Below are 14,860 nucleotides of genomic sequence, written 5' to 3' on the forward strand. Positions count from 1 at the left end.
GTCGCCGGAAATTTTGTAACCGCCGCGTTCAGTCCGCCGCCCGCACCGTCACCCAGTAGCGCGTCCGATACACCACGGCCACCGGCAGGCCGCGTTCCAGGTTGTGCAGCGCCCGGTCGGTGTCGTGCAGCGGAAACACGCCGCTCACGCGCAGGTCCGCGACGGCGGGGTCGCAGCGCAGCAGGCCGGGCCGGTAGCGGCCCAGCTCGGCCAGGAAGTCGTCCAGCCGCCAGGCGTCGGCCACCAGCACGCCTCGGCTCCAGGATGCCGCGTCCTCGCTGACCGGGGTGGGCGGGTCGGCCCGGTAGCGGGAAAAACGCGAGCCCTGGCCCGCATCCAGGCGGATGGCGGCGTCGGGCGCGCCGGCGGGGCGGATTTCAACCGCGCCCTCGAACACCGCCACGCGCGCATCCTCGTCGTCTTCGCGGACCGTGAAGCGCGTGCCCAGCGCCTGCACGGTGCCGTGCCGGCCGCGCACCCGGAACGGTCTCGGCGTGGCGGCGGGATCGGGCGCGGTGGCGACCAGGATTTCACCGGCCAGCAGCACCACCAGACGCGCGTTCGCGTCAAAGCGCAGGTCGATCGCCGTGCCGGTGGACAGCGTGAGGCGGGTCCCGTCGGGTAGCGTCAGCGCGCGGATTTCCCCGGTGCCGCTGTGGTAGTCGGCGGTGACGCCACGCCAGGCGTCGGTGCCACGCAGGGCGTAGCCGGAGCCCGCCAGCAGCGCGCCCAGCCCCAGCAGGCGCATGGCGCGGCGCCGTCCCGTACCGGATACGGCGCGGCGCAAGGCATGACCGCCCGCCTGCGGCTGCACGCCCGCCAGCTTGTCCTCGAACGCCAACAGGGTCTGCCAGGCCCGTTCGTGATCGGGATGCTGCGCCCGCCAGCGCGCGCAGTCGGCGCGGTCCTGCTCGCTGGCGTCGTCCGACCACAGGCGGGCCATCCATTCGGCGGCGCGCCGGGCGATGGCGGGATCGGCGGGGGAGGATGGCATGGCGGGCTAGTCGCGGGGCAGCGCCAGCCGGGCCTGGCAGCAGGCCAGCAGGGCGGTCGCCACGTACTTTTCCACCGACGAGACCGAGACGCGCAGGCGCGTGGCGATGTCGCGGTAGCTCATGCCGTCCAGCTTGCGCAGCAACAGGGCTTCGCGCGCCTTGGGCGGCAGGCCGTTCAGCACTGCGTCGATATCGACCAGGGCCTGCACCGCCGCCGCGCAGTCCTCGGCGGACGGCGCCAGCGGCTGCGGCAGCCGGGCCAGCGCGTCCAGGTAGGCGGCCTCGATCTGGCGGCGGCGGTACAGGTCGATCACCAGTCCCTTGGCGATCTGCGCCAGGTGCTGGCGCGATTGCTGCGGCTCGGGCATGCGGCCGCTGCTCAGGATGCGAAGGTAGGTGTCGTGCGCCAGGTCGGCGGCGTCGAAGGCATTGCCCAGCCGGCCGCGCAACCAGCCGCGCAGCCAGCCGTGATGTTCGGCATACAGGCCTTCGATGCCCTGGCGCGGCAGGGCGGATTCTTGGACCGACATGGGGGAGGCCTCCGGCGCGGCGGCGCCGAGGGCCTTGCGCTGAAAATGAGAATAATCCTCATTCTATAGCGCAAGTGGCGACCCCGGCAATGCCGCGCGAGGCGTCACGGCCCGTGGATGCCACCGGCCATGACGCCCCTCAGCGCGCCGGCCAGGGCTGTTCCGCCATCCCCAGCCTGGGCTCGCCCAGCAGGGGCGTGGACAAGGCGTAAGCGCCGTTTTCGGTGAAGGCCCAGATGATGTTGCGGTCATACTCGGTGTAGATCGAGAACACGCCCTTGCCCAGGGTATAGACGGGCAGCTCGGATTCGTCGGCCAGCGCGGGCACGAAGTAGCCGGCGATGGTGGGCTTGGCGGGATCTGCCACATTGAATATCTGCACGCCCGCGTTGTAGAACGAATAGGGCACGATTCCCTGGCGCCATTGGCCCGGCTGGCCGATGGCGTTGGCGCGCTTCGGGCCGAAGTTGCCGCCTCGCTGGCAGAAGCTGGTGAATGGCGCGCCCGGCGGCACTTCCGGTTGCGGCATCTTGGCGGCGACCTTCAGGTGCGAGGGGTCGCGGGCATCAATGACGAAAATGTCCTTGTAGGGTTCATAGCAATCACGGTTCATCGGATAGCCGTTGGCGAACACATAGCCGGTGCGCGCGTATTGGCTGACATCGGCGTTGTCGAACTCGGTGCCGGCGAAACTGGGTGGCGTGTTCACGCCGCTCAGCATCTTTGGCTTGGCCGGGTCGGACAGGTCGAATGCGTACACGCCCAGCCCGCCCATCGCGCCAAAGCCGAGCTTGCCGCCGCTTTCCAGGGATTGCGGCAGGAAGATGGGATTGCGAGCGCCCATCCAGGACGTGCGATTACCGGCCCGAGGATTCATCAGATAGGTCTCTTCGTGTTCCTTGTCGCCCAGGATCTGACCCGGCACGGCGATCTGCGAGACGAACTTGGGGTCCGCGGGGTCGGTCATGTCCCAGACCTGGTAGCCCGGGGAATACAGGTAGTTCGGGTATTCGGTCAGGCCATAGCTGTCGTCCGGCGCGGCGGACAGGATCATGTATTTGCCGCCGTAATACTCGGGCGAATCCAGTGAGCCGGATCCGCGCTGCTGGCCGATGGGGGCGTCCGGGTGTTGGTAGTCCGTCGTGCGGGTCGCGAGCAGGCGCCATTGGCTGGGCAGGGGGCCGTCCATGGCAAAGACCTTGAATCCCTTGAGCGAGTTGTACTTGCGTTGCGCGGCGACCTTGTCGGGCTGCTCCAGCTTTTCGTTCAGCAAGCCGTAGCGGCCGATCTCGAATGACGCAACCAGCACGGGCTTGCCCAGCTTTTTGCTCCAGGCGATGGTGGCGCCGCCCAGATAGTCCTGCGCGTTGGCCGGATCGTACTTTTCGCTCGAACCCTTCGGCCCCCAGACGCCGCCCTTCGAATACACGATCTTGCCCTTGACGGGGTCGGTCACGTCCAGGATGCGCAGATAGTCGCGATCATGCACGTACAGGTAGCGGCGGCCCTCGAAGTCGGCAATATTGTTCCAGGCGTGGAAGGGCGAGCCCACGCCGGGATAGAAGGCCAGCACCTTGACGTTCTTGGCGTAGCTCTGCTTGTCCCAGGTCGTCATTTCACCGGGGAATTTCTGGCCCTTATGGACTTCTGGCGTGGCCTTGGGCCAGATGAACTGGCCGGTCGCCGGGTCCATGCCGTAATCCACGCCGGGCTGGAGCGGCGCGGGCCGGCGGTCAGGCGTCAAGCGTAGCCACTGCGCCAGGTAGGGATCCTGCACGTTGGGGGTGCCCGGGGTGGCGCTGGAGCTGGCGGCGGGCGCGACCTGCTTTTGGGGCGCGGGCTGCGCGGATGCCGGCGGCGTGGCGTTGGCGAGCAGCAGGCAAGCGAGGGCCGGACCCGCGAGACTCGCGGACCCGAGGGATCGATGGGTGGACATGTCGTCTCCTTGTGGGGGCAGTGGGGGCGTGTGCCGGATTCGCCAATGGCGGCTATTCAGAAGGCGTGGCGGATGCCGATCTGGTAGCCGGTCGGGTTCTGGCCAGCGTTCGGATAGTTCTGGAATGTCACGGGATACGGCACGGGCGCGGCGCGGTCGTGCTGTACACGGGCGACGCTGGCGTACAGGTCGGTACGCTTGGACAAGCCGTGGATGAAGCCCACGACGAAGCCGGTGGCGCTGGACAGGCGCTTGTTTTCGTCGTCGTGACGGCGGACCACGCTGGCGTAGAGGCGGTTGCGGCCATCGATTTTCCAACGCGCGCCGAGCTGTACGTCCCAACCCCGGGCGTTGAACGCGATATAGGGCGGATATGCGTAGTAACCGTTATAGGAATGGAAGATGAACGTGGGTTCCACGGCGCCGATGCGATAGACCGCGGACAGGTAATTGTCTCGGGAGGAGTGCACCCGGGTTGGGCCGAAAATGTCCTTCGTGTGTTGTTGCTCGCTGGCCAGGCCCAGGAACAACGGGCCTTCGCGGTACTCCAGCGCGGTGCTGATGAAACGTCCCGCCTTCGAGCTGTCGCCTTCGCCGTTGCTCATCATGAAGCGGCCCGAGAGGCCGTGGAACGCGGGCGTCTTATATTGCACCGCGCCGTCCGTCCGATAGGGCGCATAGAAGAATTGCATGTTGTTGACCATGCTGAATTCGGCGGCCCAGGTCGGGTCGGCATAGCCGGCGATCCAGTATGAGGGCGTGAACTGCCGGCCCAGCGTCAACTCGCCCCAGGCGCCCTTGAGCCCCACGAACGATTGACGGAATTGCGCGGCCTGCTGGCCGTTGTTGGCCGAGAACGTGGGTTCGATCGTGAAAATGGCTTTGTTGCCGTCGCCCAGCTCTTCGACGCCGCTGAGATTGAAGCGCGAATTGTTCAGACCGCCGCTGGACATGCGCGTGGTCGAGCCTGGACCCGACGACCGCAGGTGCTTGATGCTCATGTCGACATAACCGGACAGCCAGACGCGTGTCTGGGCTTGAGCCGGGGAACACACGCATAGGGCAGCGACGGCCGCCAGCGCCGATAGTTTTTCCATTTGGCCTCCCCTCCATGACGACCGCTCCCGCCCGCGGGGCGGGTCTGGTTTTCGGTACAAGTCAATTGTTTGTGTACTTTATTTGTTAAAAGTATACGTATTGGCCGTCCGGGTTTATATTTCTCTCTGCTTATAGCTGAAGATGATTTTGTTATAGCGAAAGCGGTAGCGGGTGTACGCAATCTTGGCCAAATGGATATGGACAAGCGTATGGATGCCGCCGCGTGCGGCCCGGACGCCGTCCCCGGGAACCGGCGCAATCGGAGCCAGACATGAACAAGGCGCAAGCGCTTCCCTTGAGTGGTGTGTCGTTGATCCGCCGCCTGAAGCTGAATCAACTGATGATCTTCGGGCGGGTGCTCGAGACCGGTTCCGTGATCGGCGCGGCGCATGAGTTGCGCTTGTCGCAACCGGCGGTGACCAAGGTCATCCAGGAACTCGAGGCCTGTGTCGACGGCAAGCTGTTCGAGCGCTCCAACCGCGGCGTGGCGCCGACCGAATTGGGGGTGTTGCTGGGCCGTCGCGTCAAACTGCTGATGGCGGAACTACGCGGCATGACCGATGAGCTGAATGAGCTCCGCCTGGGGGCAGCAGGCCGTGTGACGGTCGGCACCTTGATTTCCGCTTCGACCCGCCTGTTGCCCAATGCGATCACCCTGCTGAAGGCGCGCCTGCCGGGGGTGTTGGTCAGCGTGCGCGAAGGCGCCACCACGCATCTGTTCGCGGCGCTGGCCGCGGGCGAACTGGATATCGTTGTCGGACGCCTGCCCGAGCCCGAGCTACCCCTGGCCAACATGCATGCGCTGAGCCACCATGCGCTCTTTGACGAAGCGCTGTGCGTGGTCGTCGGCAAGGGCTACCGAATGGGGGCGGACCGCGTCACCCACCTGGCCCAACTGACCGGCGCGTCGTGGATCCTGCCCACGCCGGACTCGCCGGCGCGCTTGGCGGCCGAGCACCTGTTTCGCGCGGCCGGCCTGCCGTTGCCCACGGACATCGTCGAATCGCTGTCGATCCTGACCAACATTGGTCTGTTGCTGCGCGCCCCGTATGTGGCGCTGATGCCTCGCACGGCCGCCCGGCAGTTCTCGGACGCGGGCCTGCTTCGCATCCTGGACCTGCCCGAAATGGGCGCGTTCGGCACGGTTGGCTATACGCTGCGCCTGCATCGCGAGCCCAGCGCCGCGTGCCGGACTTTCATCGCCTGCCTGCGCGATGCCGCGCCGCATGGGAGCGACGCGGCGATCGAGCGCGCTATTGAGGCTCTATGCCCGCCGCCGCAAGCAGCGGTTGCCACAGGTTCCGCTCAGCCTTGATGCGCGCGCCGAAGGCGCTGGGCGGTTCGCCATAGGGCGTGATGCCGAGTTCTTCCAGCCGCGCCCGGAACGCCGGATCCGCGACGATGTCGCGGCCTTCGTCGGCCAGTCGGGCCAGGACAGCCTCGGGCATGCCGGCGGGGCCGACCAGGCCATTCCAGGTTTCTACGGCATACCCCGGATAGGTTTCGGCGATGGTCGGCAGGGCCGGCAGCTGGGCCAGCCGTGTGGCGTTGGACACCGCCAGCAGCGATAACTTGCCGGTGGTCGTGTAGGGGATCACCTCGGAGACGCTGGCGCTGTACAGGTCGATCTGCCCGGCCAGCACGTCCGACAGCGCTTGCGCGCCGCCGCGGTACGGCACCATCGTCGCCTGCACGTTGGCGCGGGTCAGGAACAGCAGCGCCGACAGGTGGGTCAGTCCGCCCGTGCCGGCGTGGCCCACGTTCAGCGCGCCGGGATTGGCCCGGCCGTAGTCCACCAGGTCGGCCAGCGTCTTGAAGCCATGGCGGGCGCTCGCCGCCAGGATGAAGGGATTGCCGCCCACATTGATGATGGGCGCGAAATCGCGGATCGGGTCGTAGCGGATTCTATTGGTCATGGGCGCCGTCACGATCTGCGTCATGGTCGACATGAACAGGGTCTGCCCGTCCGGTTTGGCGCGCGCGACGTATTCCGCCGCGATCAGGCCGCCGGCGCCGCTGCGGTTTTCCACGATGAACGGCTTGCCGATGCGTTGGCTCAGCTTTTCGGCCATGAGGCGCGCGATCAGGTCGGTGTTGCCGCCAGGCGAGAACGGCACGACGATCGTGACAGGTCGGTTCGGCCAATTTCCCTCGGCCCGCGCGGCGAACGGGGCGCTGGCGAGCAAGCCGATCGCGCCCAGTCCCAAGCGCCGCCTGACAGGATTGAAGGGGGGAGTCATGTTGTCGCCTCTCTGATTGTTTTGGTTGTCCGCCCGGCATGACCGCCGGGTCGGGTCATGCGATCCGGCAGGCTTGCGCGAAGTCCAGGCGCGGCAGGCGCGCGTAGAGTTTGTCGGGATCGCCCTTGCCCAGGTTGCACAGGAAATTCACGCGCCACGTGCTGTCGGCGAAAAATTCCCGGTTCACCGCGTCGGCGTCGAAGCCGGATAGCGGGCCGCAGTCCAGGCCCAAGGCGCGCGCGGCCAGGATCAGGTAGCCACCCTGCAGCGAACTGTTGCGCATCGCGGTTTCCTGCGCCAGCGCGGCGTCGGCCGCGTAGGCGTCATATTGGGCCGGCCGATGCGGGAACAGCGTTTCGCCCAGGCGGTGAAAGGCGCTGTCGTAGGCGACGATCGCCGTCACCGGCGCGCCCAGCACCTTGGCCACGTTGGCGGGCGCCAGCGCGGGCACGAGCCTGGCCTTGGCCTGCGCGGTCTTGACGAACACCAGTCGCATGGGGCTGGTATTGGCGCTGGTGGGCCCGTGGCAGGTCAGCTCGTAGAGCGTCCTCAGCTTGGCGTCGGCGATATCGCCAGGCAGCCAGCCATTGTGACTGCGGGCCTGCAGGAACAATTGATCCAGTGTGCACGATTGGTTCATTCATCGTCTCCCAGGCGGGCCGTCATGCGCGCGCCGCCGACAGCGCCGGCAGCGCGGCGCGCATGCGGGCCTCGACCTTCGCCGCCGTGTCGGCATCCAGGGGCACCAGCGGCGGACGCAGGTGGCGCCAATCGTCGTCGCCCGTCAACAGGGACAGGGTGTGCTTGACGGCGGCCACCATCGGGAACTGTTCGGCGGTCTTGCGCACCGCTTCGATGCCGCTGCTCAGGCGCGCCGCGTGGGCCGGCGAGGCGTGCGCCAGCGCGATGTCGCGCGCATTGATATTGTTCGTGGCTGAAATGCAGCCCGCCGCCCCAAGCTCCAGACTGCGCAGCATCAGCACTTCGGACGCCGGAAAAATCGACAACTGCGGGAACCGCGTCAGCATTGCGGTCAGGTTGTCCCAATCCCCCGAGCTGTCCTTGACGCCGACGATGTGCTGGGGAAACGCGGTGACCAGCCGTTCGATCAGTGACAGGGTGAGGGGTACGCCGGACACCGCTGGGATGTGATACAGCACGATGCGCAAGGCGGGGTTGTTCACCCGCTCGATCAGTTGGCGGTAGTAGGCGAATACCCCGGCTTCGGGAACGTTCTTGAAGAAGAAGGGCGGCAGCACCAGCGCGCCGGCGCAACCCAGCTCCAGCGCGTGGCGGGTCAGCGTGACTGCGTCGTCGATGGCGCAGCATCCCGTACCCACCAGGATGCGTTCGGGCGCGATCCCCGCGTCGATCACGGCGTCGACCAACGCCATGCGTTCGCTCAAGGTTTCCGAGCAGGCCTCGCTATTTGTGCCGGAGATCGCCAGGCCGGCGCCGTCCGCGACGAGCTGTTTGCAGTGAGCGACAAAGGCGGGCACGTTGAGGGAGGCGTCCGCGCGGAAGGGACTGACCACGGGGGCGAACACGCCGTGCAAGGCAGGATGTGACATGTAGGGTTCCTTAGGATGATCGGCCGGGCGCGGCTGCGCCGGACGGAAGGACGGGCAGGGGGGCGGCGTGGGCCTGGACGAAATCCAGCAAGGCCGTGGCGAATTCGCGATCGGCGCTGCCCAGGTGCGCCACGATGGAGGTGTGATTGTGTCGCGCCACCTGGACGATGCGCGGCATCCGCCCGGCGGCGGCCACGCGCGCCGCGTATTGCAGCGCGTAGAGATCCAGGTAGGGATTTTCGTATTCCGCCACGGCGACCATGAGGGGCACGGTCATGGCCTCGGCGTGCGCCATGGGCGCGTGGCGTCGTTGCTGCGCCGGGTCCGCGCCGTAGTAGGCCACCACGCCGGCAGCGTTCGGGTTGCCGGGCAGGGTATCGGCATCCAGGCGGGCACTGATCAGGGCAGCGGCCGTCACGCCTTGCGCCTGGCCCTTGTAGCGGGGATCCGTCAGGAAGGTGGCGACATGGCTGCCACCGGCCGAATGGCCGAGCAGCACGATGCGTTCCGGGTCCCCGCCCCAGGCGGCCGCGTGCTCGCGTAGCCAGCCCACCGCCGCCGCCACGTCGTCGGCTCCGGCGGGATACGGCGCCCGTGGCGCCAGCCGGTATTCGATGTTTACGCCGATGCAGCCGGCGCGCGCGAACAGCCTGGGCACGTTGGCGTAGATGTGTGGCGTGGCGTCCTTGTTTCCGCGCAGGAAGGCGCCGCCGTGGACGAAGGCCACGATGGGCCGCGCTGTCTGGTCGTGCGCGATGGGCAGGTAAAGGTCGAGCTGTTGGCGCGGATCGTCGCCGTATGCCTGCGCGGGCGCGACGCGCAGATCGTCGGCGGGAAGGGCGCCGTGGATGGCGTCGTAGATGTCGCAGACCCGGCGCCGGTTTTCCTGGATATCCTGGGCCCAGGTCGGGCCCAGGGCCAGCATGGCGGCGCGTTGCGCGTCGTCCAGTCCGGGAAACGGCGCTGGCGGGAAGGGGAATGTCATCGCGCGCTCCCGTCTATTCGGGCGTGTTCTTCTTGCCGGGCGCGGGCCTGCCTTCCTTGGCCGCCAGTATCGCGGCGGACGGCTGCACCACGAAATGCGCCAGGCGGTGCCGGTCGAACGATTCGAGTTCGCGCGGCCAGGTCTGCGGCTGGTGGTCGGCGTCGGCGGGGATCTGTTCCATGTGGGTGTAGATCTCGACGTTGTTGCCGTCCGGATCCTTGAATACCAGGAACCAGTTGCCGCCCGGGCCATGCTGGCCGATACCGCGTTCGATCTCCACGCCCTGCGCGCGCGCTACGTTCACCGCGCGCTTCATCTCGTCCAGCGACTCCACGTAGTACGAGAAGTGCTCCAGCCCGGGCCGGGTATGGCGGGGCAGGTCGTCGCGGTCGGGCGCGTCGGCTGGCAGGCGCGACAGGGCGAGATCGTGATGGTCTTCGCCCGCGCGCAGGAAGACCATCTGGTCGGCGATGCGGTCCGACACTTTCAGGCCCATGACCTCGGTATAGAAGCGCGTCGAGATTTCCAGGTCGCGGACCATCAGGACCAAGTGCCCGAGCTTGCGGGTCCGGATGGGGGCGCGGTTCTCGTCTGCTGAGGTATTCATATTGTCTCCTCGCGGGCCGGCTGCCGGCCCCGTCGTTGTCAGGGTTGCGAGGCGGTAGCGGCTATGGGCTTTCCAAGGCGACCGGGTTCTCGATGACGCCGATGCCTTCCACCCACGCCGTCATCGTATCGCCAGGCTTGAGATACACGCCACGGCCCATGCCCACGCCATCGGGCGTGCCCGTGGCGATCAGATCACCGGGTTGCAGCGTCAGGATGCGGGACAGGTAGGCGATTTGTTCCGCGATCGAGAAAATCATTTGCGAGGTGTTGCCATCCTGCATCGGTTCGCCGTTGACGCTCAGCGTCATGCGCAGATTCTGCGGATCGGCGATGCAGCCCGCCGGCACCAGCCATGGCCCCAGCGGCCCGAATGTGTCGAAGCTCTTGCCTCGGAACCAGTCGTGCTTGAAGGGATAGTCGGTGCGGCGGTTGAGATCGCGGGCGCTGATGTCGTTGAAGACGGTGTAGCCGGCGATGACGGAAAGCGCGTCTTCGACCGACACGTGGCGGCAGGTCTGACCGATGACCACGCCCAATTCCACTTCCCAGTCCAGTTTCTCGGTTTCCGCGGGCATGAGCACCGTTGCCTTGGTGGCAATGACGCTGCTCTGCGCCTTCATGAACACGTAGGGCTGGCTCTCGGCGCGTGGCGCGAGTTGCGTGCCCATCTCGTCGGCGTGCTCGTAGAAGTTCGATGCCACGCCGAAGATGCGCCGTGGCCGATAGGGCAGCGCGTAGGCGGCGCCCTCGATGGCGGTCAGGCGGCCTTGCGCGGCCAGGCCCGGCGCCTGCTCGGCCAGGGAGGACAAACGGGGAACCCAGGCATCCCAGGCGTCCAGCAGTCTGTCCACGTCGGGCATCCCGATCGTCTGTTCCGGCTGGCCGGCAAGGGCGAGCTGCGCCAGGTCATAGAGCTTGTTGTCGACCACCAGGCCGGGTCGCTCGACGCCGTTGAGGTCATAGGTTGCTAGGCCGTGCCAGATCACGGGGACTCCTTGTGTCGTGAGGATGATGGAATGGATGAGATCAAGTGTGTTTGATAATTCCAATATGGATACTTTGAACCGCCAATGTATACAAGTCAAATGGTTTGTGATAATTTTTGTGCCCATCGTCACAACTCTTGAGAAGGCAGAGCGCCGTCATGAACGCAACCACAGAAGACAAGGCCGGCCAGGCGAGTCCGCCATGGGTGTTGACCAGGGTGCCGCTGGACGCGGACTGGTTGGCCGCCATGGCCGCGCACTATCACGTGATCCCTTGGGCGCAGGCAGACGCCGCCGCCCGTGTTCGCGCGCGCGCCGTGGTGACGAACGGCTCGACGGGCTTGAGCGTTGATGAATTGGCGACGTTGCCCGCCCTGGAATTGATCGCGAGCTTTGGCGTGGGTTTTGAAAAAATCGACCTGAGCGCCGCGCATGCGCGCCAGGTGCGTGTCTGCCATGCGCCCGACGCCAGCAGCCAGGTGGTGGCCGACCATGCGCTGGCGCTCATGCTTGCGTTGGCGCGCGGCATCCCGGCGTTGGATCGCGGCGTGAAAGCGGGCGGATGGGAAGCCCTGCGCGCAGCGCGGCCGAGCCTGCGCGGCAAGACGCTGGGCATCATCGGGCTGGGCAACATTGGCCACCGGCTCGCCAAGTTGGGCGAGGCGGTGGGCATGGAGGTGGCCTATCTGTGGCACGAGGGCACGCGGGGTGACGGTTACGCGCCGCACGACGACGCGGTGTCGCTGGCGGCGGCATCCGACGTGCTCGCCTTGACATGCCCGGGCGGACCGCAGACGCATCATTTGGTGAATGCGCCCGTGCTGCGGGCGCTGGGCCCGGCGGGCTTTCTTGTCAATGTGTCGCGCGGCACGGTCGTGGATACCGACGCGCTGATCGACGCCTTGGCGCGGGGCGTCATCGCCGGCGCCGCCTTGGATGTGCTGGAAACGGAGCCCGTCGTGCCAGACCGGTTGCGCGCGATGGAGCAGGTCATCCTGACGCCACATCTGGCCGGACGCTCGCCCCAGACGCGTATCGCGCAGCACGAGGCGCTGGCCAACAACCTGAATGGATGGTTCGAGCGGGGCGAGCCGGCGCATCGTGTCCGTCCGCCCGCTTGAAACCGGGTAGTGCGCGCCAGGCAATGCCCCGACCGGGGCATCGCCGCGCGTTGCGAACTTCAAAGGCCGCCGCGATCGGCCTTCAGATCGGGGTTGCGCAGGGCAGGGCCCGCCTCGCCGTCGCCACCGGCGCGGGACGCGCCGCCCCAGCCATGATCGGTCAGGTCGATGATGATCCCGTTTGGATCGCGGTATTTCACTTCATAGAAGATGTTGCCTTTCACAGGCACCTCTCCCATGTAATAGTTGCCGCCCGCGGCCTCGACCGTTTTGCGGGCCTCGACGATGTCCTCGACCCAGACGCCGATGTGATGCAGGCCCACGAAGTCCTTGCCGCGGTCTTCGCCCGCCGCGTGATCGCTCTTGTAATTGAGCAGCGCGATGCTGATGGTGCCGTCCGTCAGGTAGACGCCGCGCGCGAGTGACGAATCCGTTTCGCCGACCTTGCGGAAGCCGAATGCGTCCTGGTAGAACTGGGCGGCGGCCCACGGGTCGGGCACGGACAGGGCGATGTGACGCAGTTTGTTGCTCATGAAGAGGCTCCTTGTTGGATCCAGTTGGGTGAAACAGGCGTTGGGCGGCATCAGAACCTATGCGTGATGCCCGCCCCGAAAGCGGTCGCGGTGTCGCCCGCCCTGAGCTGCGGCAGGGGGTTGCCGGCCAGGTTGTAGCGGGCGGCCGCGCCATTCGCGAGTCGCGTGAACGAGGTCCAGAGCTCGGTGCGCTTGGACAGCGTGTAGCCGTAGCCCAGCGAGAGTTGCCAGGCGCTGGAGCCGGGGCCGGGCAGGCCGATGCCGCCCACTGGCTTGATCGCGTTCCCGCGCGCATCGCCGCCGCGGGTATACGACGCGCGCAGTTGATGCGGACCAAAGCCATGGGTGACGGCCACCTGCCAGGCGTCGCGATACACCGACCGTCCCGGCGCGGGCTGATAGCGCAAGCGCTCGTAGGCGCCGCGTAGTTTGGTGCCGCCAAAGGTGTAGGTCGCCGCCAGGCGGTCGGCGTGGTCCGCGGAGCCGTCGTAGAAGTAGTCGCGGTGGTACTCGTGCCCCCAGGCGACGAACCAGTCGCCGCTGGCGTAGCTGGCCAGTCCGGACGCCATCATGGGATTGCCGGTGGGCATGCGGCTGGGCAGCGTTACCCCCGCCTTCAGACTGAAGCCGCGCCAGTTTGGGGTGGTGTATTGAAAAAGGTTCTTCTGGCGCCGATCGAACGAGTGCGGCGCCACGCCATCGTCGGCCGTTGTGAAGCCATTGCCCATGATGGAGTTCGACGCGAACACGCCCGCCGTGAACGGGTCCACCGTATAGACCGAGGCGTACCGCAGCGGCGTTTCCCATTGCCCCATCAGGAACTCGCCGTAGGGGCCGCGCAGCCCCAAGCCGGAATTACGGTCGGAAATCTCCGCCGGGCCGGCGCCGGTCATGCGCAGATTGGTCTCGATCTGGAAGAACGCCTCCAGATCGGCGCTGATGCGTTCCTGGCCGCGCAAGCCCAGCACCGACAGGTCGTTCGCCAGTCGGGTCAGCGATTCGGTTCGGCCATTGCCCGATAGCCTGATCGTTTCCACGTCTTCCTTGATGAATCCATAGATCTGCACGCTGTCGCCAGATTGGGCCAGCGCTGGCCCGGCGGTGCTGGCCGCGAGCGCCGCCGCGGCAGCCATTCGTCCTCGGCCGCGTCGCCGCGCGATGCCCTGGCGGAGTCGTTCTCCGACCACGGAAAAGACTGAAATCGGTGTCATGGCGCTGGTCTCCGCTTGCCTATACAGGATCTGAAGCTCTATGGATGTACATTAATTCATAAATGTATACACCACAAGCTTTAAGAATTCTTCATTGGGGAGTTACGCGGCAATGAAAGTGGCAAGGGGCTCGGATATTTCCTGGAGGAAATGACCGCGATGGGAGAAAAAGGCGGACCAGGGCTGGGTGCTGGTCGGGGAAATGTTCTGTGTACAGATAGAAAATCCTGTACTTTTCTCAGGCAAAACGGGCTTCTTATGTTCTGTAATGCGATCAAGAGCTTGTCATGTGTATAATTTTTTTTCCACCCGACACTGACTGCAAAGGACCGTGGTGCCCACTATCGCCGCTCAAATTAGCCAACAGCTCGCCGAAGACATCATCTCCGGTGTTCTGTCTCCGGGCGAGAAGCTCGAAGAGCCCGCCCTGGCGCAACGGTTCCAGGTGTCACGCACGCCCGTGCGCGAGGCGCTGCGCCTGCTGGACGCGCGCGGCCTGATCGAACTTGCGCCTCGGCGCGGGGGAGTCGTCGTCAATACCAGCCCCGAGCAACTGGCCGACATGCTGGAAGCCCTGTGCGAGCTGGAATCCCTGTGTTGCCGCATCGCGACGCAGCGCATGAGCGCGATGCAGCGCCGCCAGCTCGAGCTGCTGCATGAAGAAGCCGAGGCGGCGGCGGACAAGCGCGATGCCGATGCCTACCTGGCGCTGAACTCCCGCTTTCACCAGCTGATCTGCCAGGGCACCCAGAACGCCACCCTGGTGGCCGCCGTGGAAAGCCTGCGCGAGCGGCTTGCGCCGTTCCGGGCGGCGCAATCGGGGGTCGAGCGCCGTTTCGAGGTGTCGCATCGCGAGCACCAGAAAATCGTCGAAGCCGTGCTCGCGGGTCAGCCGGAGCAGGCCTACCTGGCCATGCGCAGCCATACGACCCGCCTGACCTTGAATGTCATGGAACTGATCCAGGCCCAGCACGCGGGCAAGGCTGCATAGCGCGCGGCCCGGGCCCGCGCAGGGGGGGGGGGTGGGGGCCCCCCGCCCCCCCCC

At 66.5% G+C, this 14,860-nt stretch carries 15 protein-coding genes; 3 read left to right on the forward strand and 12 right to left on the reverse strand.

From position 1 onward, the window contains the following. Positions 1 to 28: 28 nt before the first annotated feature. The 4 genes from ACEU5R_RS02615 to ACEU5R_RS02630 form a co-directional block, all read right to left on the reverse strand. Positions 29 to 994 (reverse strand): FecR domain-containing protein, encoded by a 966-nt coding sequence (locus ACEU5R_RS02615; RefSeq protein WP_392408993.1) that lies wholly within the window; start codon positions 992 to 994, stop codon positions 29 to 31. Between the two features lie 6 nt (positions 995 to 1,000). Further along, on the reverse strand, positions 1,001 to 1,525 hold the full coding sequence (locus tag ACEU5R_RS02620) for a sigma-70 family RNA polymerase sigma factor (RefSeq protein WP_392408994.1): 525 nt from the start codon (positions 1,523 to 1,525) through the stop codon (positions 1,001 to 1,003). Between the two features lie 139 nt (positions 1,526 to 1,664). Then, positions 1,665 to 3,461, reverse strand: coding sequence for a hypothetical protein (locus ACEU5R_RS02625; RefSeq protein ID WP_392408995.1), 1,797 nt, complete (start codon positions 3,459 to 3,461; stop codon positions 1,665 to 1,667). Between the two features lie 56 nt (positions 3,462 to 3,517). Continuing rightward, complete coding sequence (locus ACEU5R_RS02630) at positions 3,518 to 4,558, reverse strand: porin (protein ID WP_392408996.1); 1,041 nt, start codon at positions 4,556 to 4,558, stop codon at positions 3,518 to 3,520. A gap of 272 nt (positions 4,559 to 4,830) precedes the next feature. On the opposite strand from ACEU5R_RS02630, the gene ACEU5R_RS02635 reads away from it, so the two are divergent. Continuing rightward, positions 4,831 to 5,874: a LysR substrate-binding domain-containing protein gene (locus tag ACEU5R_RS02635; RefSeq protein WP_103271319.1), complete on the forward strand. Its 1,044-nt coding sequence runs from the start codon at positions 4,831 to 4,833 to the stop codon at positions 5,872 to 5,874. On the opposite strand, the gene ACEU5R_RS02640 is transcribed toward ACEU5R_RS02635, so the two are convergent. The 6 genes from ACEU5R_RS02640 to ACEU5R_RS02665 all read right to left on the reverse strand — a co-directional run bounded on the left by ACEU5R_RS02640 (position 5,813) and on the right by ACEU5R_RS02665 (position 10,950). Next, positions 5,813 to 6,799: a tripartite tricarboxylate transporter substrate binding protein gene (locus ACEU5R_RS02640; RefSeq protein ID WP_103271318.1), complete on the reverse strand. Its 987-nt coding sequence runs from the start codon at positions 6,797 to 6,799 to the stop codon at positions 5,813 to 5,815. The genes ACEU5R_RS02635 and ACEU5R_RS02640 overlap by 62 nt on opposite strands. A gap of 55 nt (positions 6,800 to 6,854) precedes the next feature. Then, positions 6,855 to 7,439 carry a malonic semialdehyde reductase gene (locus ACEU5R_RS02645; protein ID WP_103271317.1) on the reverse strand — a complete coding sequence of 195 codons (585 nt, stop codon included), beginning with the start codon at positions 7,437 to 7,439 and terminating at the stop codon, positions 6,855 to 6,857. A gap of 22 nt (positions 7,440 to 7,461) precedes the next feature. After that, complete coding sequence (locus tag ACEU5R_RS02650; protein WP_392408997.1) at positions 7,462 to 8,370, reverse strand: dihydrodipicolinate synthase family protein; 909 nt, start codon at positions 8,368 to 8,370, stop codon at positions 7,462 to 7,464. A 10-nt stretch (positions 8,371 to 8,380) separates the two neighbouring features. Next, positions 8,381 to 9,355: an alpha/beta hydrolase gene (locus ACEU5R_RS02655; RefSeq protein ID WP_103271315.1), complete on the reverse strand. Its 975-nt coding sequence runs from the start codon at positions 9,353 to 9,355 to the stop codon at positions 8,381 to 8,383. A 13-nt stretch (positions 9,356 to 9,368) separates the two neighbouring features. After that, on the reverse strand, positions 9,369 to 9,962 hold the full coding sequence (locus ACEU5R_RS02660) for a VOC family protein (protein WP_103271314.1): 594 nt from the start codon (positions 9,960 to 9,962) through the stop codon (positions 9,369 to 9,371). A 61-nt stretch (positions 9,963 to 10,023) separates the two neighbouring features. After that, positions 10,024 to 10,950, reverse strand: a complete 927-nt coding sequence (locus tag ACEU5R_RS02665; RefSeq protein WP_392408998.1) for a fumarylacetoacetate hydrolase family protein — start codon at positions 10,948 to 10,950, stop codon at positions 10,024 to 10,026. A 248-nt stretch (positions 10,951 to 11,198) separates the two neighbouring features. Here ACEU5R_RS02665 and ACEU5R_RS02670 point away from each other — a divergent pair, with 248 nt between their 5' ends. Next, on the forward strand, positions 11,199 to 12,071 hold the full coding sequence (locus ACEU5R_RS02670; RefSeq protein WP_392408999.1) for an NAD(P)-dependent oxidoreductase: 873 nt from the start codon (positions 11,199 to 11,201) through the stop codon (positions 12,069 to 12,071). 59 nt (positions 12,072 to 12,130) lie between these two features. On the opposite strand, the gene ACEU5R_RS02675 is transcribed toward ACEU5R_RS02670, so the two are convergent. Further along, positions 12,131 to 12,604, reverse strand: a complete 474-nt coding sequence (locus tag ACEU5R_RS02675) for a VOC family protein (RefSeq protein ID WP_103271311.1) — start codon at positions 12,602 to 12,604, stop codon at positions 12,131 to 12,133. Positions 12,605 to 12,654: 50 nt separating this feature from the next. Then, a complete protein-coding gene (locus tag ACEU5R_RS02680; protein WP_392409000.1) occupies positions 12,655 to 13,815 on the reverse strand; it encodes a porin in 1,161 nt (386 codons plus the stop codon). 334 nt (positions 13,816 to 14,149) lie between these two features. Here ACEU5R_RS02680 and ACEU5R_RS02685 point away from each other — a divergent pair, with 334 nt between their 5' ends. Further along, on the forward strand, positions 14,150 to 14,806 hold the full coding sequence (locus ACEU5R_RS02685; protein ID WP_103276221.1) for a GntR family transcriptional regulator: 657 nt from the start codon (positions 14,150 to 14,152) through the stop codon (positions 14,804 to 14,806). Positions 14,807 to 14,860 lie beyond the last annotated feature (54 nt).

Source organism: Achromobacter sp. 413638 (genome assembly GCF_043119405.1).
GTDB lineage: Bacteria > Pseudomonadota > Gammaproteobacteria > Burkholderiales > Burkholderiaceae_B > Achromobacter.